The sequence below is a fragment of the Leucobacter sp. cx-328 genome, assembly GCF_014530035.1.
Lineage (GTDB): Bacteria > Actinomycetota > Actinomycetes > Actinomycetales > Microbacteriaceae > Leucobacter.
In genome coordinates this window covers 188,351-211,818 of the sequence record NZ_JACVMX010000004.1, presented here as the reverse complement: position 1 = coordinate 211,818, position 23,468 = coordinate 188,351, and the positions used below count along the sequence as shown (strand labels likewise).

Below are 23,468 nucleotides of genomic sequence, written 5' to 3'. Positions count from 1 at the left end.
CGGTGCTGGGCGCGGAAACAACGGTGGCGACGGCAACAACGGCGGTAAGAACAATGGCGGTGGCTCAGGCCGCCGTGACAACCGAGGAGGACAGCGATGAGTCCAGCTCCCCACACGTTTGTGAATCGCGTGACTGGCTCCGTGCACATCATTGGTGCGGGCTTACTCGGTGCGAGCATCGGGCTCGGCCTGCGCGAACGCGGCATTGAGGTCACCCTTGAAGATCAGTCGCCCACCGTGGTCGCGCTCGCCGCAGACTACGGCGCGGGCCGCGCACGGGGCGAGAACGATCCGCATCCCTCGATTGTGATCGTCGCAACCCCGCCCGATGTCGTCGCAGACGTCGTGGCAGGTGCGCTGGCACGCTTCCCTGAGGCAGTCGTTACCGACGTTGCCAGCGTAAAGCTTGCGCCGTTCGTCGAGCTCAAGCGTCGCGGCGTCGATCTCACGAACTACGTTGGATCGCATCCGATGGCTGGCCGCGAACGTGGCGGCGCGATCATGGCTCGTGCAGACCTGTTCACCGCTCGACCGTGGGTGATCTGCCGCGACGAAGAAACCCCCGCGAGCGTGCTCTCGGCCGTCGAAGCAATTGCGCTCGACCTTGGCTCGGTGCTCCTCGAAATGACGCCTGAAGAACACGACCGTTCGGTCGGTCTTGTCTCCCACGTTCCCCAGGTGGTTTCGAGTCTGCTTGCTGCGCGTCTCGTACCCGCACCTGAGCTGTCGATGAACCTGGCGGGAGCCGGCGTGCGCGACACCACGCGCATCGCGGCAAGCGACCCCGAACTTTGGGTGCAAATTCTTGGTGCGAACAGCGAGCCGATCGTTGAAGTACTCGACGCCTTCGTTGCCGACGTGCAGCAGTTTGCTGACGCACTACGTGAAATTGAGGCGCCTGGCTCAAAGCGCAGGGTCGCAGACCTCATGGCGCAGGGAAATCTCGGCGTAAAGCGGCTCCCGGGCAAGCACGGATCGAGCGAAAGATTTACCGCAATTACGGTGCTTATCGACGATCAGCCAGGCGAGCTCGCCCGCTTGCTCACCGAACTCGGAGATCTGGGTATTAACATGGAAGACTTGCGCCTTGAGCACTCGCCGGGCGCAGAGATCGGATTCGCGGAGATCGCGGTGCTGCCAGAAGTGGCAGAACGCGCGACGACCGACCTTACTGAGCGCGGATGGAGGACGCTGTAATGACCGAAGCAATGCTCGTCGCAATCGACGGCCCCGCAGGCAGCGGCAAATCTAGCGTCGCTCGTAAGGCAGCGGATCGCCTCGGCTTTGGCATCCTCGACACGGGCGCGGCCTACCGCACGCTCGCATGGTCGGCGCTGCACACCGGTACCGATCTTGAAAATGAAGCCGCCGTGCTCGAACTCATGGACGCGTGGTCGTATCAGACCACGCTACAGGGGGAGCAGCGCATAGGGGTCGAACTGTCGAGTGCTGACGGATCCGCGACCCATGACGTCACCAGTGAGATTCGCGAGCCTGCCATTAGTGGTCAGGTGAGCCGAGTTTCCAAGCACCCGCAGGTACGTGAGCGGTTGAACGAGATGTTCCGCGACATCGTGGCAACGTCGGGTTTGCCCGGCGTTGTTATCGAAGGTCGCGACATCACCACTGTCGTTGCTCCGAATGCGCCGGTTCGCATTCTGATGACGGCGTCCCCCGAGGTGCGCGCAACCCGGCGAGCAGGCGAACTGCCCGGTGCGACGCACGAGCAGGTGCTTGCAGACATCACCGCGCGTGATGCGAAAGATGCGCTCGTGGTGGATTTCCTTAACCCCGCCCCCGGGGTAACGCTCGTTGATACGAGTGATCTTGACTTTGAACAGTCGATTCAGGCTGTGATTGACATCGTAGAGGCCGTCCGTGCCTCGGAACAGGACCCCCGATGACGACCCAGAACGAACAACTGGATCCGGCAGGCGAAGAATTCGACGCCACCGAGATCGACGCCACCGAGGTCATCGTTGGTGAAGGCTTCGACGCGGAGCTGACCGACGAGGAGCGCCTGCGTAGCATGCGCTCGACCCTGAACACGTTCGAGCTCGACGAAGACGACCACCAGGTTCTCTTTGGCGAGGACGGCGAGTTCCTCGGCTTCCAGGAAAAGCTTGCGGAGGCACTTCCCGTTGTCGCGATCGTTGGTCGCCCGAACGTTGGCAAGTCGGCGCTCGTGAACCGTATCCTTGGCCGCCGTGAGGCAGTCGTGGAAGACATCCCCGGTGTGACCCGTGACCGCGTCACCTACACCGCTGAATGGGCTGGCAAGCGCTTCTCGCTCGTCGATACCGGCGGCTGGGAGCCCGACGCAAAGGGCATCGACGCTTCGGTTGCACTGCAGGCTGAGATCGCTATCGAGCTCTGCGACGTCGTCCTCTTCGTCGTTGACTCGCGAGTTGGCCCCACCTCGACCGATGAGCACGTTGTGCAGCTGCTTCGCCGCACCAACAAGCCCGTCTTCCTCGTTGCGAACAAGGTCGACGACGCTGTGCTTGAGCCCGAAGCTGCTCAGCTTTGGTCGCTCGGCCTTGGCGAGCCCCGTGCCGTCTCGGCACTGCACGGTCGCGGCGCAGCTGACCTGCTCGACGACGTCGTCAAATCGCTTCCCGAGGAATCGGCTGTCGCAACGCCCAAGCTCGCAGGCCCCCGCCGCGTTGCACTGCTTGGTCGCCCGAACGTTGGCAAGTCGAGCCTCCTCAACAAGGCTGCAGGCGAAGAGCGCGTTGTCGTCAACGAGCTCGCTGGCACCACGCGTGACCCCGTCGATGAGCAGGTGGAGATCGCGGGCCGTGTCTGGACCTTCGTCGATACTGCAGGTATCCGTCGCCGCGTGCGCCAGCAGAAGGGCGCTGACTTCTACGCGACCCTCCGTACCCAGGCTGCGCTCGAAAAGGCAGAGGTTGCCGTCGTTCTGATCGATGTCACCGCTGAGATCTCCGACCAGGACCTCCGTATCATCGACCTCGTGCTCGAGTCGGGCCGCGCGCTCGTACTTGCGTTCAACAAGTGGGACCTGCTTGACGACGAGCGTCGCCGCTACCTCGAACGTGAGATCGAGGCTGACCTCGCTCACGTCGACTGGGCACCCCGAGTGAACATCTCGGCACGTACCGGCCGCCACCTTGAGAAGCTCGTACCCGCGCTCGAGACCGCACTTGACTCGTGGGATTCGCGTATTCCCACCGCGAAGTTCAACGCGTTTATCGCAGAACTTACCCAGGAGAACCCGCACCCCGTGCGCGGCGGCAAGCAGCCCCGTATTCTCTTCGGCACCCAGGTGCAGAACCGCCCGCCCACGTTCGTGCTCTTCACGACCGGCTTCCTGGACCCCGGCTACCGCCGCTTCATCCAGCGCCGTCTGCGCGAGACCTTCAACTTCGAGGGCAGCCCGATCGTGCTGAACATGCGTATCCGCGAGAAGCGTCCCCGTCCGTAAGCGACGCGGCCGCGCCTCGTGCGCACATGAACAGAGCGGGTGCCTCAGCGATCAAGCTGAGGCACCCGCTCTGTGCTGTTTGTGGGCGCGTGCCCAGCGACGAATTTCCCGCTAGCTCCACAGCTCAGAGAACGCTACGTCTCGGCCAAGAATGCGCTCGGCCGCGCGATGTCCCGACATGAGTGCCGCAGTCACGGTCGCGGGATCATCGGTCCACGTCGCTTCGCCCGCGAGGTGCAACACATCCCCAACGGGATTCGCGAGCAGATCGTGTTCCTCCGGGCGTGCACCAGGAATCATGTAGGCGTACGAGCCACGCGACCACCGGTCGTCCTGCCAGCGGGTCACGTTCACCTGCGTTGGCACGGCAACACGATCACCGTAGAGTGCGCGCAGCTCGGCCAATACGGCATCGACGATCCGATCATCTGACCACCCACGCGTTTCCTGCGCGCACGGGCCGGCCGCGAACGTGAGGAGCGTCGGCTCGTCTGCCACAGCGGTGAGGTCGTACCACGAGTGCCACCAGTGGCTCTCCGCGCCCTGGCGACGAATCGCATAGACATCGTCATCCCAGAACTTCTCAGAGAACCTGATGAACACTTTCTCAAAGGCGTTCATACGCAGACCAGCGAGCGCACGGGCATTGGTTTCCGGGAGGGGCGGATCAATCACAAACTCCGTCGACTGCAGCACGCCAACGGGCACGGTGATGATCACACGATCAGCGGTGAAGATGCCGCGGTTGGACGTTACCTCGACGCCCGATCCGCCCCACCTCACCATGGTGACCTCGTGCTCAAGCCGGATATCGAGGCCTCGCGCAAGGTTGGTCGCGAGCGCGTCATAGCCTTCCGGGAAGACGACTTCGTCACCGTCGATTGCATCATCGTCGAGACCGTGGGCATCGAGATCATCGATCCATGCCCCGTACTGCTCTTCTGAACGGTGGCGGAAGTACTCGCGCGCACGTTCGGTCCGCTCGGCTTCCCAGTCGAGGCTCGCAAACGTGCGCTCGACGACATCACCGTATGATTCACCGAGCTGCGATGCCGCGATCGTGTGCACGAGCTGCGCGTCAACCGCGTGGAGGTCAGCAGTGAACTGCTTGGCTGCTGCCGTCGACAGTCGCACGTTGTCAGGGCCGTAGTAAGCCATGGGGCGGCTGTCTGGTTGGTATCCGCCGACGGTGAACTCCACCATAGGCATTCCGAAGGCGCGTGCGGCCTCGTAGACGGGGCTGTCGACAATGCCGTGAATCCACGAAGCGCCGAGGTCGGTCACCTTGCCGTTTGCGCGCTCAGAATGCACGCGCCCACCGACGCGATCGCGTGCTTCGAGCACCGTGACGCTGCGGCCAGCACGCGCGAGCAGCGATGCCGCGGTGAGGCCAGAAACTCCGGCACCAATGATGAGGGTGTCAACGTGAGTCATTTGACGCTCCAATGCGGGACATGACAAGAATCTGGGGACATGGGCAGCGGCTTACTCGTCGGGAACGAGTACGGGGGTATCGCGGTTGAGGCTCTCGCCGCGGAAGAACGGGCGTGAATTCGGGCGCATCGCCCAAAGCCCCATCAGCACGAAACCAAGGCCGATTGCGCCAACACCGATGACAAACGCGCCGCCGATGCCGAACAGAACGGTGTTGCCGTAGTCGGTCGCCCACATATCAATTGCCGACTGGATGAAGGCGTAGGTGAGCATCAGGCCGCCAAGCAACGGCAGGATGCCGCGCATCCACAGGTTGCGAGCATTGTCGCGCAGGGTGTCACGGAAGTACCAGACACAGGCGAACGAGGTCAACGCGTAGTACAGCGCGACGGCGAGACCCATCGAGGTGAGCGAGTCGGCGAGCATGTCTGTCGAGACGAGTGACATGACGACGTAGTAGACGATTGAGGCGATTCCCATCACGAGCGTTGAAAACCACGGAGTCTTGAACTTCGGGTGCACCGACGCGAATTTTGCGGGGAGTGCGCGGTAGACCGCCATGGAAAGAGTGCCGCGTGCGGTGGGCAGAATAGTGGTCTGGGTCGAGGACGCTGCCGAAACCATTACCGCAAGAATGAGGAACCAGCCCCACGGGCCAAAGAGGACATCGCGGAGCACAATAAATACGTCATCGAGGTTCGCCGCATTCGTGAGGCCGAACCCGGTCTCGCCGAAGCCGGCGAACATCATGACCGCGATCGAGACGCCAACGTAGACAACGATGAGCACGACGATGCTCGAGAGGGCAGCGCGACCGGGGGTCTTGCGCGGGTTCTTCGTTTCTTCGTTGAGCGCAAGGCAGGTGTCCCAACCCCAGTAGATAAAGAGCGCCAGCAAGACTGCCTGCATGAAGCCGCTCCAGCTGCCGAGCTCTGCGGGGTTAAACCAGCTCCAGCTAAACGCGATCGAATCAGGGTTGCTGCCGTCGAGCGCATGCACGAGCGCGAGCACGCCAAAGAGGAGGAGCGCTCCCATCTGAATCACCATGAGCACCATCTGCATGCGGTCACCGATTTGGACGCCGAGCATGCTGATTCCCGACATGATCGCGATAAAGACCACGGAGGTAATAACCACAATGGTCTGATCGTTCGCGAACTCTTCGTTCCCCAGGAGGTACCAGAAATAGCGGCCTGTGATCTCGCCGACGTTGGCCATCACCATGACTCCTGCAACGGCTACGGCCCAGCCGCCGATCCAGCCGGTGACCGGCCCGAACGCTTTGGTGCCCCACACGAAAGTGGTGCCGCAGTCAGGCGCGACACGGTTCAGCTCTTGGTATGCGAACGCTGCAAACACCATCGGAATACACGCAACGACGAACACGAGCGGAGCCTGCGCACCAACCGCGACAATGACGTAACCGAGCGTCGCAGCGAGCGAGTACAGCGGGGCTGTCGATGAAAGGCCAATGATTGTTGACCCAACGACGCCCAGGGTGCCTTGGCTTAATCCCTTGCCAGTGTGAATGTGGCCAGTGTCGGTTGCATTATCAAGTGTGTATTTAGACACGTAGGGTTTCCTCGCCATCGTGGAAATTAAGACGTGTACATCCTAGGCGTGCAACCCGTCACACACGAAACGGGGCGCGGATCATGGGTGGTGATCCGCGCCCCGGCACAGAGGGAATCTGGCGCGCTAGGCGATAGTGCCCGCGATCAAGCCGAAGACCAGCAGGCCGATGCCGAAGACCAGCATGATCGCAACGAGCGAGAGGATCGCGGCGTTCATCCACACGCCCCAGAGAGCGAGCGTGCGCTCCTTGGTGTCGCGGCGGAGGGCCAGCACGCCGAGGATGAGGCCGACGATCGGAGCGACGATGGTCCAACCGGAGACGATCGACGCGATGCCGACGACGAAGCTTGCGATTGCGAATGCGCTGCCGTCGCTTTCCTTTTTCGCGGTGAACTGCTCTGTTGAGGGTGCAGTATGTGCATCGGCGTGCGAAGTAGTGGTGCCCAGGCCGTTGTCAATGTCGGTTGCCTGGGTGAGGTGCATGGTGTCCTGCATGATGTTGCCTTTCTCGGACGGTGGCTTGTGTGCCTGGTAACTACAAAGTTACGGGGATGGAAGCACGCGGACATCCTGCGTGGGTATTGGCGCTGTCATACCCAGGTACCGTCATCAGGGGGTCGCGCGATACCAAGGTCAGGGGTAGCTTGGAATGGTGCGCGTTCGCAGACGCCCGCGCCGGAAGGAGGGGTCTCGTGGACCTCATCAGCACCGCAGATCTCTATGACGACCATGGAGATTCATTGCAGTCTCTCGCCGTGCAGTTTCAAGACCTCGGGGGCATGACGTGCTTCGACGGTCCGGTTCGGACGGTTCGCTGTTTCCAAGACAATGCGCTGCTCAAAAGCGTGCTGTCATCGCCCGGTGACGGGGCTGTGTTGGTGATTGATGGGGGCGGATCGCTGGAGACCGCACTCGTCGGCGACATGATTGCAGGGCTCGCTGTCGATAACGGTTGGGTAGGCATCATCGTGAACGGCGCAATTCGTGACCGGGTTGCCATCGGCACGCTGCCGCTTGGGGTAAAAGCGCTCGGTTCGAACCCAGCAAAATCGACAAAGACGGGTGCCGGAGTTCTCGACGTTGAACTCATCATCGGGGGAGTGAAATTCCGCCCAGGTGCCCACGTGTGGTGCGATGCGGACGGGGTGCTCGTCGAACGGTGATCAGTTCCAGTCGTTCGGTGACGATTTGGTCTCGGCGGTGTCTTCCCACAGACTTCGCTGGATAGGCTTTCTGCTTAACTAGCCTGTCAGATACCGCCGGCGACGCTCGAAATTGAGGACCAGCATGAATCCCCAGACCAGCCGTACACGTTCGATTCTTGGAATGCGCATTGGTGCACCCGCCCTCGCGCTCGCCGCAGCGATGCTGCTGAGCGGCTGTTCCGGCGACGGCGGTAAGCAGGCTGCCGAGGCTGAAGAGACTCCGCTGCAGAAGTACTTCGCTGCCCTGTCGGGTGAGGAGGAGTACACGCAGGAGATGCTGGACGCCGAGATGGCGAAGACTGAAGAGCTCGTTGCGCAGTGCATGACGAAGGAAGGCTTCGAATACATCCCCAGCTCGTCTGGTGGCGGCGTAGTGATCTCGAACACGACCGAGGACGAGGGCGATAGCGGTCCGGAGTGGGGCAGTATCGAATTCGCCGAACAGTACGGCTACGGCATTGTGGACTGGCCCGGTATGGACGATGCCGATGCCGAAGAGCCCGATGACTCCACGGACTACACCGACCCCAACGAGGAGTACATCAACTCGTTGAGCGAGTCTGAGCAGCAGGCGTTCTACGACACCCTGTACGGCCAAGGCCCTGACGAAAGCGAGCTCAACGAAGACGGCTCGTACGAGTACAACTGGGAGACCGCCGGTTGCCAGGGCTGGGCGCAGAACCAGGTTAATGAAGAATCTGGCGGAATCATGGGCGCATACGAAGACCCTGAGTTCGCTGAACTGTTTGAAGGAATGAGTAACCTCCTCACTCCGTTCTACGACCCTGAACAGGCAAGTCCTGAGCTGCAGGCGATCAATGCGTCGTGGAACGCATGCATGACGAAGACGGGTATCAGCGAATTTGACAACCCGAATCAGCCGTACGACACGCTCATCGAGGAGTACAACGAGCTCATGCCTGAGGACGGCGACATGTCGAAAGCTGACAAGAGCGCTGTTGACGCGTTCAAGTCACGCGAGATCGAGACTGCTGTTGCCGACGCAACCTGCAAGAAGAACGTCAAGTACGACGACCAGGTCCGGAAGCTCACAAACGCCGCAGAGCAAGAGTTCATCGATGAGAACAAGGCGCAGCTCGATGCGCTCGTCGCCAAGTACGGCGCAAAGAAGAACTAGCGAATGCGGGAACGAAAGCGCCGTCACGAAAACGCAGCATTGAACGAAGAAGTAACGGGCGATGAAACTGCATTGCACGACGAAATGTCGGCAGATGAGGCATCGAACGGCACCGAGCAAAACGCAGAAGCCTTAGCTGAGAATTCAAAGTCGGCTGAAGAACGAAAGAGCTGGACAGGGCGACGCCTTGTCGCCCTCATCGCTGGCGTTGCCGTGGCCTCGCTGCTCATCGGCATCGGCGTGATGCAGTTCATCGTGTCTCCTGCCGAGCTTGCTGCGCGCACCGAGGCTCCTGAGCCCGGACCAATTACGGCGCCTGTCGAAGAGCGGCGCATCGAGAACACCATCATCACGCGTGGTGAGGTGACGTACGCTGACGCGGTAGAAGTCAGCATCGATGCGGCTGCAGCAGCAGAGCGACCGGTCGTCACCGGTCACGTGCCAGAGGCCGGAACGGTGTTCAACGCCGGCAATATCGCGCTTGAGGTTGCGGGCCGTCCTGTCATTGTGCTTCCTGGCGACCTGCCTGCCTATCGCACACTGAGCATCGGTATGCGTGGCCCTGACGTTGTACAGCTCAAAGCTGCCCTGAACGCAATGGGCTACGCCGCAGGTGACTCAGGAGATGACACGTTCACCTGGGACACCGCTACAGCCGTCGGCGCGCTGTACGAGCAGACCGGCTATTCTGCGGCAAATGGCGGTACAGAAGCGCAAGAAGCACTGCAGGCTTCCGAACGCAGCGTTCGGGATGCAAACATTGCGGTGTCTCAGGCTCAGGCAGCGCTAGACCAGGCACGCGCCGGTGGGAGCAAAAACACCGCAGCCGAAGAGGCGGCCCTCACAGGTGCGAACGATCAGCTCTCTGACGCCCAGGACGCACTCGGCCTGGCCCAGGAACGTGTGCTGCCGACACTGCCCTCGTCAGAAGTGCTCTTCCTCAATAACCTCCCGCGCCGAGTGGACGACATCTCCGTGAAGCGTGGCGACGTGCTGCAGGGATCCCCGATGAACGTGTCTGGCGCGGAGCTCACCATTGTTGGCACGGTCTCAAAGCAAGACGCAGAACTGCTTGTTGCGGGTGCCGAGGCGACATTCCCCGGCCCTGACGGCGCCGAGTTGAAGGCTAAGGTCGCCAAAGTCGAAGCGCCGAAGACCGGTGCGAAGCCGGAGGGCGGCGAGAACAGCGGCAATGCGGGGGGCGACAGCGCAGGCACCGGCTCGAGTTCGCGCTACACCGTGAGCTTCACTCCAAGTGGCCTCACGAAGGAACAGGTTGAGGCACTGCGCGGAACAAACGTGCGAGTTCGCGTACCTGTTGCGAGTACCGATGGTGATGTACTCGCTGTCCCGATTGCGGCACTCTCGGCAGGTTCAGGTGGGCAAGACCGCGTTGAACTGTTGGTTGATCTGAAGAGTGGCCCAGACGCGGTCACGGAACTCATCGATGTTCAGGCTGGCCTTGCTGCAGATGGTTTTGTAGAGATTACGAGCGACGATTCGCGCTTTAAGGCTGGTGCCAAGGTTGTGGTCGGCCGGTGAGTGAGGTCGACAACCTCTTCGAGGAAGCGCGTGAGGCAGGTGCAGAGCGAAAGCAGCTGTCAAGGCGAGCGCTCGCACGTGGGCAGCGACAGAGTGACCGGGAGACAGTGCGTGAAGCAAAGCGGCGGGCAAAGCTGCACGCAGCAAGCTCGCGAGGGATGCTAGGAGTGCCAAGCGCTGGCGTAGGGAATCCCGACTACGCTGGGCCGCTCATTTCGCTCACTGATGTCACCAGGTTCTTCGCTGGGCCGCCACCGGTGAACGCATTGCGCGGTGTCGACTTGACCGTTGACCGGGGGGAATACCTCGCGATTATTGGTCCGTCTGGCTCCGGTAAATCAACGATGCTCAACACACTTGGCCTACTCGACCGGCCAAGTACTGGCACGTTTCTGTTTGAAGGCATCGACGCGGGTGGACTCGAAGACAACACGCGTGCTGCGTTGCGCGCGAGCGCAATTGGCTTCGTGTTTCAGTCGTTCCATCTCATGCCCACGCGCACAGTGCTGGAGAACACGATGCTTGCTGGGACATACGCTGGCATTCCGCGCGAGGAACGTGAGGAGCTTGCACGATCCGCGCTTGATCGCGTTGGCCTCTCACACCGAGTCGACTTTTTCCCACGTACGCTCTCAGGCGGTGAGCGTCAGCGCGTGGCGATCGCCCGCGCCGTCAGCACATCACCGCGTTTGCTGCTCGCCGACGAACCGACGGGCAACCTTGACCGAGAGAACTCGCAAGGCATCATGCGTTTGTTCGAGGAACTCGGTGAAGACGGTCTCACCATCATTATGATCACGCACGACGCAGAGGTTGCACAGGCCGCTCGGCGACGGGTGCGCATGCACGACGGATCGCTGACGGAGGTGGACTGATGGGCAACCTGAAGCACAGATTCCGTCAATGGCGCGAAACTCGGAAACAGCCACGCGCTCCACTACCGCCAGGCGTCTCGACGAAAGACTTGCTGCGCGAGACGTTCGAAGGCGTTGGCGCACGACCGTCGCGCCTCATTATTACGCTTGTCGGCACGGTACTCGGTATCGCTTCACTCGTCGCAACGATCGGCTTCTCGCAGACAGCCTCGGGCCAAATCGCGCAACAGTTTGACGCGCTCGCGGCAACGCGAGTGACAGTCGAACCAGGCACGGTGAAGGCAGCCAAAGGCAAAGAGCAAGCGAAAGCGTCGTTGCCCTGGGACGCGGTTGACCGGGTGAGTGACCTTGCTGGCGTCGAGCACGCCGCGCTGATCGCACGCCCGAAGGCCGCCCCACGTGTTGAAGCAGTGCGAGTACAAGATCCCTCGGCCGCGCAGCAGTCATCTCCAAGTGTCGTTGCGGCATCGCCAGAGCTACTCGAAACTGTGAACGGCAAACTCGCTACTGGTCGGTTCTACGACCGCGGGCATGATGATCGCGGTGACCGCGTCGTTGTACTCGGGAAGAACGCTGCCGACAAACTCGGCGTCAACCGCGTGACTGGCCAGCCTGCGGTGTTTATTGATGATCGTGCGTACACGGTTATTGGCATCCTTGATTCAGTCGGAACCCGGAAGACACTGCTTGACTCGGTCATTGTGCCCTTGCAGACTGCGCGGGCACAGCTTGATATTGCGACGGCTGAGAACCTCGACATTCGTATTGCAATTGGTGCAGGATCAGTGGTTGCCCATCAAGCACCAATCGCGCTCAACCCGAATACGCCAGACGGGTTTAAGGTCAAAGCGCCGTCGAGCACGAACGACCTGCAAGAAGACGTGCAGGCTGACGTGAACGTGCTGTTCCTCGCAATTGGCGTTGTGGCGCTCATTGGTGGCGGCATCGGAATCGCCAACGTGACACTGCTTTCTGTCGCGGAGCGGCGCGGCGAGATTGGTCTGCGCCGAGCGCTCGGTGCCCGCACGCGGGACATCGCAGCCCAGTTCATGCTTGAGTCACTCACGACCGGTGTACTTGGCGGGCTAATGGGCGTTGTGGTCGGTTTGTTTGCCCTCATCGGGGTCTGCATCGCCCAGCAATGGACGCCAATCATCGCACCGTGGGCTGCTCCCGTCGGAGTGCTCGTTGGCGCACTGGTAGGACTCGCAGCGGGCTCGTACCCTGCGCTCAAGGCAGCGCGGATCGAACCAGTCGACGCCCTGCGCGACTAACCGCCCGCGGCGAAAGCGACCGGCTGCCCGCAATGGGTTGCCGGTCGCTGCCGACTGTCGACTGTCGACTGGCTCGTTGCGCGCGGCTAAGCTGCTGCGATTTCTTCCGGCAGCAGCAACAGCAACTGTGCGCCACCGCGGAAATTGCCCGCGCCCGAGACTGAGCAGCGAACGCGCAGTTCGTCGTCGTTGGTGACAACCGTGATGGTGTTGCCGTTGAGCGCTGCAGCTTTCACCTGGTCGACGATGGTGTCGTCGCCAGAATGCACGGCGTCGACCGCGGCGACATGGTCGACCGAGAGCATGCCGCGAGCAGTGCTTTCTGTGACGAGAATCCACTCGGGGAACACAAGCTCAAGGCCGGGTGCCTCGGTCGGAGGCAAGCCGATGAACCCAGGGCGGATTCCGTGCGGAGCTGCCTCGTTGATGCGGTCACGCAGACGCTCTGTTGCGCCTTTGCGGTCGCGCCACCAGTTACCAGATATCGTCAGCATGACGTTTGCTGCGTCGACAACGACTGTCGGTGTTGCGCGCACGAGGGTGCGCAACAGTGGCCAGCTCTGCGCAAAGCCAGGGTGGAGATCAAGATCGTCGACCTCATCAACGTGCACCCACTCGAGAGCATCGCTTTCAGCATCGGTGATGACCGGTTCGAATGGGAATACCGTCTCGGCAATAACGGTCGTGTACGACCACACCTCGCGGTTCAGTACGTGAGTGTAACGCGGCTGCACGGAGTCATCGGGAATTCCCGCCTCCTCCTGTGATTCACGGATCGCACCTGCGATTGCCGATTCACCCTCGTGGAGTGCACCACCGGGGATACCCCAGGTGCCACCATGATCGCTCCAGCTTGCACGGTGCTGCATGAGTACTGCATCGCGTGCACGGTCGTAGGCGAGCAGGCCGGCCGCGCCGAATTTGCCCCAGTATCGAGTCCCGTCAGGGGCTTCGACCCAGACATCTCCGGTGTTCCGAGTATCGCTCATTTCCTCAGAATATCGGAGGCCTCTGACATTCGAATGGAGATTGCGAATTACCACAATTTCGACCTGTGATACGGCAAGATTAGAGACATGAACACTGAAGTCCCCATCACCGCACTGAGCGAAGACGCTTGCTGGGAACGACTCGCAACGCAGCGTGTCGGTCGTATCGTTACGAACGTCGCGGGCTTGCTCGACATCGTCCCCGTGAACTACGTGGTTGACGATCGGAGCATTGTGTTTCGCACGGCTGAGGGGACAAAACTCTCCAGCCTCGTCGTGAACCATGAGGTGCTGTTTGAAGTTGATGAGTACAACGATAAAAGCGGATGGAGCGTCGTGATCCGTGGCAACGCGCACCGTATCCAGAAGCTCAGCGAGATCGAGCGCGCCGAAGAGCTACCGCTGAAGCCAATGGTGGCCACCGTCAAAATGGAGTTCGTACGCATCATGGTTGCGTCGCTGACAGGACGTGACTTTATTTTTGGTGAAGAGCCTGATCGCGACGCCATCCACCCTGGTTTTTGAGCCGCGAAACGCGCGGCTGTGTTCCTGGCGTGGGTTACAAGATCCGCAGAATCACGCGGGAGTATGGGCGTGAGTCGCGCTCGAATCGGCGAAACGAAGTTTCCTCGCTATTATTGAGTGGTTGCTTGGTGAAAGCCAGATAACAACGGGCTGTGGCGCAGTTTGGTAGCGCACTTGACTGGGGGTCAAGGGGTCGCAGGTTCAAATCCTGTCAGCCCGACAGATTGTCCCGGAAACCTGAGGGTTTCCGGGACTTTGTGTTTCTTCGAAGGGGACGCTCGGTACCCAGCGCCGCACCGCACCACTGCTCGTTCATTTCGCCGCCGCTCGCGGCTCGTGCGAAGTGGAAGCCGGAAACGGCTGCAATTGACTGATTTGCGGGATACATTGTGAGGATGAACAGTAGCACCGCTGCTCAGATCGAGGGACTGCCTGAACGATCGACCACTGATTACGCAGATAGCGACATTCGGCGAACCGGTGTGCGCAATGCCGGGGGAGACCTTGGTATGCAGGCTCGAGTCACTGCTTTCGGCTTGCTCATGGCAATCGAAGCGTGGGGTACCGGCGGCGAGGTTGAGCGGAGGCCGCTGCGGCCTGGCCTGCCAACGATCGATATTGTCTTCGTGCAAGAAGGGTCTTTCGAATACTTGCTTGGTGGGGCCTGGCAACGTTCCTCGAGTACTCTGATGATCGCGCCGAGCGGCCTGCCGCACCGCGTGCGCTTCGTCGAACCGTGGCGATTCCACGTGTTGCGTATTCCGCGGGATGCGTTGCTTGCGTACGTGCCGATGCTTATCGATCAGGTCATGCTCTTTGACGAGCTCACGGTCTCGGAGCGCGCGATGCTGGCGTTCCTCGGACAGTGCATCTCGGTCACTGACGACACCTCGGAGCGTGAGCGCTTCACTGTCGACCGGATGCTGCTCGAGATGGCCGGCACGCTGATCATCGGACGACAGGGCGGCCCTCAACAGGCCGGTAGCCCGCGTGCTGCCCTACGTGAGAAGGCGTTGCAGCATATTGCTGAGCACCGTGCTGAAGCGCATTTGACTCCGTGCATGGTGGCGCAGCGCCTCGGGGTGTCGCTCCGGCACCTGCAGGCGGTGTTTGCTGAGGCTGAAAGCTCGGTTGCGGGTGAGATTCGACGGGAGCGAGCTCGCGTGGCACGGTCGATGCTGCAAGACGCTCGATTCGATGAGATCGATGTGACGACGATCGCGGAGCAAACCGGGTTCGGCACGAGCGCGAGCATGCGTCGGGCGCTGAAGGAGCTGTACGGACTCGCCCCGCGGGAATTGCGCAACAGTCGCTAGTTGGCGCGTGCGGAGCAGCAGACGCAGCGTGCGAGCTTGGAACGATCCGCGCACAGAGCGTGCAGTTTGCGAAGCAACCGAGGAATTCATCCGGAGAACGGGAAATCTCGCTTAGGTTTCTCTTGTGCGTCTCTGGCTTGGGAGAAAGGCCTCCCCGGGCGCGCTTAGGAGAAGATATGCGTCTGAGATCCACGTCTTTACTCTCGGCGTTTGCCGTAGTCTCGCTTGTCACCATGGGTGGTGTTTCGGTTGCGGCCTCGGCAGAAGAGCCGATTGAAGTGACAACCTTGGATACGCTTTCCGACCGCATTGCGGCAGTTGCCGAAGGGGGAGCAAGCCCCGAAGAGATCAGTGAGGCAGCCTCGCTCCCGGTCGAGGGCGGCGGCAGTCTGTCCTTCGACGCTGATCAGCGCGTGAGCGCGACGGTGTTCTTTGACGGTGCGCCGACTGCGGCAACGCTCGCTGCCCTCGGTGAGATCGCCGAAATCGATCAGCTTGTCGAACGCTTTGCGGCTGCTGAGATTCGGGTGGCGCCGGAGGCGCTTCCCGCGGTTGCGGAAATTGACGGTGTCCTCAGCGCTACTCCGTCCCTCGCACCGATTGCGGGCCGTGAACGGTCAGCAGCAGCAACGGCCGGCCTGCGCGAGAGCCTCGCTGCGAACGGCGCGATTCGTACCGCTGCGGAGCAAGTCTCGGGCGAGCAGTGCGGACCCGTGCCGATCGAGGCAGACGTTCCGCTGCGCGCAGACCTCGCCAGGGGTGAATACGACGTCGACGGTACCGGTGTCACGATCGGCATCATCTCTGACTCATTCGGGCAGCTCGAAACACCCAAATCGGTGGCGGAAGACATCGCGGCTGGGGCTCTGCCCGGCCCCGACAATCCTTGCGGCTGGCAAGAACCAGTAACGATCGTGTCCGACGAGAAAGACGATGGAAGCGATGAAGGCCGAGCGATGGCGCAGCTCGTGCACGGCATTGCCCCCGGAGCGAAGCTGCTGTTCGCAGATTCAGGCAGCAGCGAGATCGGGATGGCGCTCAACATCGAAGCGCTCGTGGAAGCTGGCGCTGACATTATTGTCGACGACATTTCCTACCTGTCCGAGGCCTACTACCAAAAGGGGATCGTTTCGGCCACGGTTGAGGAGGCGAAAGAGAACTACGATGTTGCCTACTTCACGGCGGCAGGAAATTCGACCGCAATAGCGTCTACTGGCCCGAGTGCGGGGCTGCCAAACAGCTCATGGCAGACCAACGAGTACCGGCCGATGGAATGCCCGGCGTGGACTAAAATCACCGTGCTGCAGGACGGCGAGGAGGTGCAGGTTCCGGCGTCAGAAGCCGGGGTTGACTGCATGGACTTTGACCCTTCCGAATCGTCGGAGGTCGGGTTTGACACGCTCAAGACCATGCAGGCTGCAGGTGGCAACGCATTCAAGCTGCTCTTCTATGGCGCGGTTGGTGAATCACTCTTCGGTGTGACGAGTGACTTCCAGGTGCAGTTCTACAAGGAAACGGACGGTGCAGCCGAGCCGGAACTCATTGATGAGATTGGAATGATCGGCGGCCCGTTCACGACACTGGTCGGTGAAGCGACGCTGCCCTTGGCCTCCAACATCAAGATGGTCATTGTGCGTTCGGGACATGACACCGCGGCTCCGTTGCCAGCGCTCTACACACTGTTTATGCAAGGTGGTGCAGCGATCACTGAGCGACAGTTCATGGGCGATAACACCCACGACTGGGTTGGCGAATCATTCTTCGGGCACGCGGCTGACGGATCAGCGATCAGTGTTGGCGCGATGAACTGGGAAGACCCCACCATCATTCGTGACTACTCTTCCCTCGGCCCTGGCACGCTGCTCTTCGAGCCGGTGGCCCCACCGGCCGCATCAGCGCGCCTGGCCGCACCGGAGATTGTCGATACGCCGCATATCGTGTCAGTCGACGGCACCCAGACCACCTTCTTCACGGAAACGGACACGGAGAACGAGTACCGATTTGAGGGCACGTCTGCGGCGGCCCCCAACGCGGCGGCAGTGGCGGCACTCGGACTTTCATATCGTCCCGAGTTGACGGGCGCTGAATTGAGCGATCTCACGATTAGTACTGCGCGTGACAACGTTGATGGCGTTTCGCTCGTGAACCCGTACGCACCGCGGTTCGCTGACGAGCATGTGTTCGGTAACGGCCTCGTTGATGGACTGGCGCTCCTGGAGCAGATCGACGAGATGCTGCCAGCCCAGATCCCGGCGGCGCCCACCGGTCTGAAAGCTGCGGATCGCACCGTTGACTCACTCACGTTCGCTTGGGACGCCCCAGCTGCCCCTGTCACCACGCGGGCTGGCGGATCGGAAGTTCCCGTAGATCACTACGTGATTACCCTCTTTGAAGGGGACGCGGATCCAGAGAACGTCGTTGAGGCCAGCCAACTGACTGATGCCCAACTCCCGACGAGCTATCGCTTTGCCGGGCTGAAAGCAGATACGACGTACACCGTCGAGTTGACTGCCTACGGGGCAAACGATCGGGAAGGCGCATCAGCGGATCTTACGGCGAGCACGCTCGCGAAGACCCCGGTGAAGCCTGAGCCGAAACCCGAACCAAAGCCCGACCCGGCTCAGCCGAAGCCCTTGCCAGCAAAGGCAGGCAGCCTCAGCAACACGGGTGACGAGTTCGCGCCGTGGCTGGGTGCTGCTGGTATCGCACTGTTGGTCGCTGCGGCTGCTGCGTTCGCGGTCTCCCGTCGCGCGCAGCGCAAGTAACACCGGCAGGCAACGAACAGGTGGCTGAGTGCGAGAGCGCCCAGCCACCTCTTCGTCGTTACGACACCTGGTAGGTCCGGTACCGCACGGTCGCAGCCTCACGCACGCAGGTCGCAACGAACAGTGACCGCTGCAACCAGGCGAGATCCGCGCTCCCGGTCTCAATCGAGACGGTCGTGCGGAAATAATACGCGGCCGGATCCACCGCTTCGCCGCGGCCGAGCGCAGCGAGCACCTCTGGTGGCCCCGTGCGGATGCCGGTCGCGGTGAGGTACAGGAGCTCGCCGTCTGCGGTGTGCGCGGTGTAGCGGCCATCGATCTCGAGGGTGCCGTCTGCGCGCACGCGCTGCCAGTCGGCACCGCTGCTGAGGATCGTTGCGTCGAGGCCGTTCGAGACGGTTCCGCCAACGATGGGAATGATGCGTCGCGTGCCAGCGCGTGTGCTGCCGAGTTCGAGCGGGCGCTCAAGGTCAACGCACACATCGAAGACAGGGGTGAGCTGAGGCACTGCGAGCTGGTCGAGGAGCGGAGTGGTCATGCGCGTTCCTGTTCGGTCTGTTCGGTGGAAACGGACGAAGGCGTGTGTGCTCCGCCGCGGGTGAGCACGAGTTGCCCTGTGAGGCGTTCAAAGGCCTTGGCTGCGGCGATGAGGGCTGCCTGATCCGCCGCGGAAAGCTGCGCAGCAGCCTCCGTCATGATCGCGGAGGTCGCCGCGTCGAACCGGGCGAAGTAGTCACGTGCGGCGGCTGATACGTTCACGACGATCCGGCGGCCATCGTGTACATCGCGCCTCCGGGTGATGAGGCCAGCGGATTCCATCGTGGCGAGCAGGTTGCTCACCGTCGGGCGACCCGAGCCGAGCGCGAGTGCAATCGAGCTGGGCGTTGCTTCGCCACCGGTCTCGATGAACCGGATGATTTCGATCTGCGCATCCGGGATCTCTGGCAGCGCCTCACGCTCGCGAGCAAGGGCGCTGAGCGCTCGCCGCATGGGGGAGACTTGCGCGGCAAGCGTGGACAGCGCGGCCGAGCTCACGCGCGTGCCTCGACCGTGAGCGAGCTGCGTTCCGCGAGCATTGCCGGATCAAACCCGGCCGCCTGCTTGTAGCTCAGCGCGATCTGCTCTCGCTCCGCCAGCGAAATCACGTCGTCGATGTCGGCAAACCCCTCTGGGGCGCGCTCGCGGGCGAGCAGCATCACGCGCTCGGGCCCGGTCTGACGCGTCATCTCGAGCAGTGTTGCGGTGGCAGGGCGTCGCTTCGTCTCGTAGCTCTCGAGAGCACGAGCGATTGCTGCTGCGCGACCGGCGCGGTCATCGGTGTTGGTGGGGGCGGATCCGCCTACTGCGGTTGCCAACTCAAACGCGAGCGTGCGGGCGTCGAGGATGGCCTGAGATCCGCCGTTGGATCCGTTGGGGTACATCGCGTGTGCGGCGTCGCCGACGAGGGTGGTCTGGCCGAACGTCCACTGGGGGAGTGCGTCGCGATCAACCATGGGGTACTCGAGGATTTCCTCTGCGGCAGCGATGGTCGCGGGGACATCGAACCAGTCGTACCGCCAGTCTTGGAACAGTTCGACGATGGGCGCGGGGTCGACGGTACGGTTCCAGTCTGCGCCTGGAGACCCTGGGGCACGGTGTTCTGCGATGAAGTTGACGCGCTGGGTGCCGTCTGTGCCGGCTGCTTCGAGCGGGTAGGCGACGAACTTTTGGTCGCCATCACCGGTCATGACCATGGTCGCACCGTCAAGGAACTGGGGGATGCGAGCGGTCCCGCGCCAGAGGGTGAGTCCGCTCCAGGGCGGGGCACCCTCGTCGGGATAGCGCAGCTGGCGCAGTGATGAGTGGATGCCGTCGGCGCCGATGATGAGGTCAGCGTTCTCGGTGACCGGGCCGGTCGCGGTCTCGAAGGTGACGGTGGTGTCGTCCCCGTCTGCAACCTCGATGAGGCGGTGGCCCGTCCGGACAATGTCACCGAGGCGCTCGGTGACCGCGGCGAGCAACATGAGTTGCAGCTCGCCGCGGTGTACTGAAAGCTGGGGCCAAGCGTACCCTGCCGTGGTGCCGCGGGGCTCCGACCAGATCGGCTGGCCGAAGCGGTTGAAGTAGGCAAGCGCGGTCGGTTCGACGCCGAGCGCCTCGATGCGGTCCTTGAGGCCGAGCTCGGTGAGCTCGCGCACCGCGTGGGGGAGAAGGTTGAGACCGACGCCGAGCCCGCGCACCTGGCCGGTGCGTTCGTAGATGGTGATGTCGGTGAAGCCCGCAGCTTCGAGGCTGAGGGCGGTCGAGAGGCCAGCAATGCCAGCTCCCACGATGATGATGCGCATGTGTGACTCCTGTGTCGATCCGCGTCACTGCGTTGTGTGCCGCGCCGGTGCGTGAAAGTAGTTTTGCATATGAACTATTTTTCGTCCAGTGCGAACCCGGAGCATGCGCCGCATAGATCCGCCCACCGTGCCGAGTGACATGGTGGGCGGATCGTGACCGTGCGAACGCTTGGCGCGTTAGCGCGCTCCGGTCAGCAACGCAGCTGCCTCGGCGAGCACGCCCGCGGCCCAGTCGAGGGCAGCCTCCGAAGCTGGCACCGGACCGGTGAAGCTTGGATGCTACTCGACCTTCGCGGCGTATGTCGTGCCTGCGATTCTCGATGGCTTTCCGCGCGAACACCCCGGCGTCGACGTCTCGATCATGATCGGTACGAACGAGGAGCTTCTCTCAGCGTTACAAGGTGGCCGGCTCGATGTCGCGCTCGTCTACGACGTATCGCTGCCCGCTGGCTACCGCAAACGGCGGATCTACGAGACCGAACTCGAGGTCCACCTGCACCCGGAGCACCCGCTCGCAACCGTGCCCTCGATCGACCTCGCAGATCTGGCGAGCGAGCCATACATTCAGTTCGACGCGACCCCCGGTACCGCCAACGTCATGGACGCGTTTTCTGCGCTCGGGCTGGCTCCGACGATTGAGGCGCGGATCAGCGACATCGGTCTCGTGCAAGCACTGGTCGGCCGCGGGCTCGGGTACAGCCTGCTCATGTCACGGCCGAGTGCGGCGCGCACGAGTGTCGAAGGTCGGCCGCTCTTGATTCGGCCGCTCGATCCGCCGGTCACGCAGTCGCATGTCGTCGGGATTTGGCCTGAAGACATGGAGCTCACGCAGCGTGCATCTGCGCTCCTCGACTTTGCCGAGGAGCGGTTCGGGGGAAACTAAGCCGCGGGGTGAACCGCAGCTGCACCGGCGCCTGAAAGCTCCTCGCGCGGCTCAAAGATTACAGGCATCGCGGCGATCGCAGCTGCAGCCTGTGCCGCCTCTGCGACGCGCGATGGCTTTGCGGCTGCGGCAGCTTCAGCCGCTGCGATCTCTGCTTCTTCGACCTCATCGAGGTGGCCGAGCAGTGTCTCTGAGACCTCGCCTGCCTGCTGGATCTGCGCAGGGCTGAACGCATTCACGAAGAGCTCTTTGATGGCGTGGAGGTGATCCGCGTTCGCAATACGGAACGACGAAAGGCCGTCAGCAGTGATCGTCACGTTGACGCCGCGAGAGGCTTCCTTGCTCTGGCTGCGCTTAAGTAGGCCACGCTTTTCCATGCGACCGAGGTGGTGTGAGAGGCGGCTGCGTTCCCAGTCCACGAGGTCTGCGAGGGCGGCGGATCGCAGCGTGTGTTTCTCGGCCTCAGACAGCGCGAGCAGGACCTGGTAGTCACCGAGCGACAGCGATGCGCGCTCGAGCATGCGGCGTTCGAGCATGTTGCGCAGGAAGTGAGCAGACTCGAGGTAATTGGCCCAGATCTGCAGTTCGCGCAGGTCTGGATTTCGGTCTTCAGCTGTCGGACTCACCGAACCTCCTGTGTGGTTGACGCATCAATGCTAGCGGGCGTAACGTGATAATCATCAATCGAAGCGGCACCGCCGCGCCGGTTGGTGTTTGAGAACCAATAGCCAGCAGCTGACAAGCTGGTGCCGGGTTCACAAGACCCGGTCGCCTCCGCTCAGTTGCACCTTGTACTGAAGAGGGTGTTCATAATGAAGGCAGCACGTTTCTACGATCGCGGCGATATTCGCATCGAAGAGATTGAGCAGCAGAAACTCGAGCCGGGAACGGTTCGTATCGATGTCGCATGGACTGGTATCTGCGGCACCGATTTGCATGAATACCTTGATGGGCCCATTTTTGTTCCGGCCCACGGTCACCCGCACCCGATCTCGGGCGAAGACGCACCTGTCACGCTCGGCCACGAATTCTCGGGTGTGATTTCTGAAATTGGCGAGGGCGTTACCGACCTCGCAATCGGCGACCACGTTGTGGTTGAGCCGTACATCATCCGCGATGATGTGAACACCGGCCCCGACTCGAACGACTACCACCTGTCGGACGACATGAACTTCATCGGTCTTGGCGGCCGCGGCGGCGGACTCGCAGAAAACATCGTCGTGCGTGAGCGCTGGGTACACAAGGTCGACAAGTCTGTTGCCCTCGACGAGGCAGCACTCATCGAGCCGCTCTCGGTTGCGTACCACGCAGTCAAGCGCTCGGGCGTGCAGGCAGGCCAGACCGCACTCGTTGGCGGCGCGGGCCCCATCGGCCAGCTCACCGCAGCGGTACTCACCGCACTCGGTGTGAAGGTCATCATCTCGGAGCTCTCGCCACTGCGTCGTCAGAAGGCGCTCGATGCTGGCGTTGCAGAGGTCGCCCTCAACCCCGCAGAGACCGACGTTGTTGCTGAGGTCAAGAAGCTCACCGGTGGCAAGGGCGCAGATGTTGCGTTCGAGTGCACCTCGGTGCAGGTTGTCTTCGACACCCTCATGGACGCAGTGCGCCCGACCGGTGTCATCGTCGTCGTTTCGATCTGGGGCAAGCTTGCGTCGTTCGACATGCACAAGCTCGTCATGAAGGAGATCGACGTTCGCGGAACCATCGGTTACGTGAACTCGCACCCCGACACCATCGCACTCGTCGAATCGGGCAAGATCGACCTCAAGCCGTTCATCACCGGCAAGATCCGTCTTGAAGATCTCGTGGACAAGGGCTTCGACACCCTCATCAACCACAATGAGACGGCAGTGAAGATCCTCGTCTCGCCGTCGGGACAAGGGCTCTGATCACGCCCTGATTTCTCGCTAGCAGCGCCCGGTGGCTTTCGAGCCTTCGGGCGCTGTTGCATTCCCAGCCCGCGGCCCGCCAGCCGTTCCACCCCGCCAGTCCAACTCACCCCGCCCGTCCTATTCACCCCCGGTATTGAAAAGTCCCCAGGTTAAGACGGATTCCCCCAATTCAGTGCGCGCGAAGCCACTTTCCAATACCCAGGCGAACTCACCTGCCCAGCCACACACATCAATGGCAAGGGTGAGTGAAAGCTCACCCGCGGCAGCCCCATCAGCGCCTCAT

General features: G+C 61.9%; 21 protein-coding genes and 1 tRNA gene. 14 read left to right on the top strand and 8 right to left on the bottom strand.

What is annotated here, in order from left to right:
* Window positions 1-96 precede the first annotated feature (96 nt).
* The 3 genes from ICL81_RS07685 (at window position 97) to der (ending at window position 3,448) form a co-directional block, all read left to right on the top strand.
* Complete coding sequence (locus tag ICL81_RS07685; protein ID WP_188034315.1) at window positions 97-1,197, top strand: prephenate dehydrogenase; 1,101 nt, start codon at window positions 97-99, stop codon at window positions 1,195-1,197.
* Window positions 1,197-1,904, top strand: coding sequence for a (d)CMP kinase (gene cmk / locus ICL81_RS07680; RefSeq protein ID WP_188034314.1), 708 nt, complete (start codon window positions 1,197-1,199; stop codon window positions 1,902-1,904). The genes ICL81_RS07685 and cmk overlap by 1 nt, the downstream gene beginning before the upstream one ends.
* Before the next feature lie 125 nt (window positions 1,905-2,029).
* A complete protein-coding gene (gene der / locus ICL81_RS07675; RefSeq protein WP_251381961.1) occupies window positions 2,030-3,448 on the top strand; it encodes a ribosome biogenesis GTPase Der in 1,419 nt (472 codons plus the stop codon).
* A 111-nt stretch (window positions 3,449-3,559) separates the two neighbouring features.
* On the opposite strand, the gene ICL81_RS07670 is transcribed toward der, so the two are convergent.
* The 3 genes from ICL81_RS07670 to ICL81_RS07660 all read right to left on the bottom strand — a co-directional run bounded on the left by ICL81_RS07670 (window position 3,560) and on the right by ICL81_RS07660 (window position 6,952).
* The gene (locus ICL81_RS07670) at window positions 3,560-4,894 is read right to left on the bottom strand and encodes an NAD(P)/FAD-dependent oxidoreductase (protein WP_285895412.1); all 1,335 of its coding nucleotides are present in this window, start codon (window positions 4,892-4,894) and stop codon (window positions 3,560-3,562) included.
* A gap of 39 nt (window positions 4,895-4,933) precedes the next feature.
* Window positions 4,934-6,454, bottom strand: coding sequence for an APC family permease (locus ICL81_RS07665; protein ID WP_188034311.1), 1,521 nt, complete (start codon window positions 6,452-6,454; stop codon window positions 4,934-4,936).
* A 126-nt stretch (window positions 6,455-6,580) separates the two neighbouring features.
* Window positions 6,581-6,952 carry a DUF4190 domain-containing protein gene (locus tag ICL81_RS07660; protein WP_188034310.1) on the bottom strand — a complete coding sequence of 124 codons (372 nt, stop codon included), beginning with the start codon at window positions 6,950-6,952 and terminating at the stop codon, window positions 6,581-6,583.
* Between the two features lie 197 nt (window positions 6,953-7,149).
* Here ICL81_RS07660 and rraA point away from each other — a divergent pair, with 197 nt between their 5' ends.
* The 5 genes from rraA to ICL81_RS07635 all read left to right on the top strand — a co-directional run bounded on the left by rraA (window position 7,150) and on the right by ICL81_RS07635 (window position 12,491).
* Window positions 7,150-7,620 (top strand): ribonuclease E activity regulator RraA, encoded by a 471-nt coding sequence (rraA, locus tag ICL81_RS07655; RefSeq protein WP_353055463.1) that lies wholly within the window; start codon window positions 7,150-7,152, stop codon window positions 7,618-7,620.
* Between the two features lie 124 nt (window positions 7,621-7,744).
* Window positions 7,745-8,800 carry a hypothetical protein gene (locus tag ICL81_RS07650; RefSeq protein ID WP_188034308.1) on the top strand — a complete coding sequence of 352 codons (1,056 nt, stop codon included), beginning with the start codon at window positions 7,745-7,747 and terminating at the stop codon, window positions 8,798-8,800.
* A 3-nt stretch (window positions 8,801-8,803) separates the two neighbouring features.
* Window positions 8,804-10,342 (top strand): hypothetical protein, encoded by a 1,539-nt coding sequence (locus tag ICL81_RS07645; protein ID WP_251381923.1) that lies wholly within the window; start codon window positions 8,804-8,806, stop codon window positions 10,340-10,342.
* Window positions 10,339-11,217: an ABC transporter ATP-binding protein gene (locus ICL81_RS07640; RefSeq protein WP_370566866.1), complete on the top strand. Its 879-nt coding sequence runs from the start codon at window positions 10,339-10,341 to the stop codon at window positions 11,215-11,217. The genes ICL81_RS07645 and ICL81_RS07640 overlap by 4 nt, the downstream gene beginning before the upstream one ends.
* Window positions 11,217-12,491 (top strand): ABC transporter permease, encoded by a 1,275-nt coding sequence (locus ICL81_RS07635; protein WP_188034307.1) that lies wholly within the window; start codon window positions 11,217-11,219, stop codon window positions 12,489-12,491. The genes ICL81_RS07640 and ICL81_RS07635 overlap by 1 nt, the downstream gene beginning before the upstream one ends.
* An 86-nt stretch (window positions 12,492-12,577) precedes the next feature.
* On the opposite strand, the gene ICL81_RS07630 is transcribed toward ICL81_RS07635, so the two are convergent.
* Window positions 12,578-13,480 (bottom strand): NUDIX domain-containing protein, encoded by a 903-nt coding sequence (locus ICL81_RS07630; protein WP_188034306.1) that lies wholly within the window; start codon window positions 13,478-13,480, stop codon window positions 12,578-12,580.
* A gap of 87 nt (window positions 13,481-13,567) precedes the next feature.
* On the opposite strand from ICL81_RS07630, the gene ICL81_RS07625 reads away from it, so the two are divergent.
* From ICL81_RS07625 to ICL81_RS07610, 4 genes are all read left to right on the top strand, one after another.
* A complete protein-coding gene (locus ICL81_RS07625) occupies window positions 13,568-14,005 on the top strand; it encodes a pyridoxamine 5'-phosphate oxidase family protein (protein ID WP_188034305.1) in 438 nt (145 codons plus the stop codon).
* A 146-nt stretch (window positions 14,006-14,151) separates the two neighbouring features.
* Window positions 14,152-14,225 (top strand) — tRNA-Pro (locus ICL81_RS07620).
* A gap of 175 nt (window positions 14,226-14,400) precedes the next feature.
* The gene (locus ICL81_RS07615) at window positions 14,401-15,321 is read left to right on the top strand and encodes a helix-turn-helix domain-containing protein (protein WP_188034304.1); all 921 of its coding nucleotides are present in this window, start codon (window positions 14,401-14,403) and stop codon (window positions 15,319-15,321) included.
* Between the two features lie 176 nt (window positions 15,322-15,497).
* Window positions 15,498-18,086, top strand: coding sequence for a S8 family serine peptidase (locus tag ICL81_RS07610; protein ID WP_188034303.1), 2,589 nt, complete (start codon window positions 15,498-15,500; stop codon window positions 18,084-18,086).
* Window positions 18,087-18,144: 58 nt separating this feature from the next.
* On the opposite strand, the gene ICL81_RS07605 is transcribed toward ICL81_RS07610, so the two are convergent.
* Genes ICL81_RS07605 through ICL81_RS07595 form a run of 3 tightly spaced genes read right to left on the bottom strand, consistent with a single transcriptional unit; the run spans window position 18,145 to window position 20,410 of the window.
* Window positions 18,145-18,624 carry a DUF3237 domain-containing protein gene (locus tag ICL81_RS07605; protein ID WP_188034302.1) on the bottom strand — a complete coding sequence of 160 codons (480 nt, stop codon included), beginning with the start codon at window positions 18,622-18,624 and terminating at the stop codon, window positions 18,145-18,147.
* Entirely contained in the window at window positions 18,621-19,121 is a 501-nt protein-coding gene (locus ICL81_RS07600; RefSeq protein WP_188034301.1) for a MarR family transcriptional regulator, read from the bottom strand. Before ICL81_RS07600 ends, ICL81_RS07605 begins: the two co-directional genes overlap by 4 nt.
* Window positions 19,118-20,410, bottom strand: coding sequence for a flavin-dependent oxidoreductase (locus ICL81_RS07595; protein ID WP_188034300.1), 1,293 nt, complete (start codon window positions 20,408-20,410; stop codon window positions 19,118-19,120). The genes ICL81_RS07600 and ICL81_RS07595 overlap by 4 nt, the downstream gene beginning before the upstream one ends.
* Before the next feature lie 265 nt (window positions 20,411-20,675).
* On the opposite strand from ICL81_RS07595, the gene ICL81_RS07590 reads away from it, so the two are divergent.
* On the top strand, window positions 20,676-21,293 hold the full coding sequence (locus ICL81_RS07590) for a LysR substrate-binding domain-containing protein (RefSeq protein ID WP_188034299.1): 618 nt from the start codon (window positions 20,676-20,678) through the stop codon (window positions 21,291-21,293).
* On the opposite strand, the gene ICL81_RS07585 is transcribed toward ICL81_RS07590, so the two are convergent.
* Complete coding sequence (locus tag ICL81_RS07585; protein ID WP_215394768.1) at window positions 21,290-21,919, bottom strand: MarR family winged helix-turn-helix transcriptional regulator; 630 nt, start codon at window positions 21,917-21,919, stop codon at window positions 21,290-21,292. The genes ICL81_RS07590 and ICL81_RS07585 overlap by 4 nt on opposite strands.
* Window positions 21,920-22,105: 186 nt before the next feature.
* On the opposite strand from ICL81_RS07585, the gene ICL81_RS07580 reads away from it, so the two are divergent.
* Window positions 22,106-23,182, top strand: coding sequence for a 2,3-butanediol dehydrogenase (locus tag ICL81_RS07580; RefSeq protein ID WP_188034298.1), 1,077 nt, complete (start codon window positions 22,106-22,108; stop codon window positions 23,180-23,182).
* Window positions 23,183-23,468: the final 286 nt, after the last annotated feature.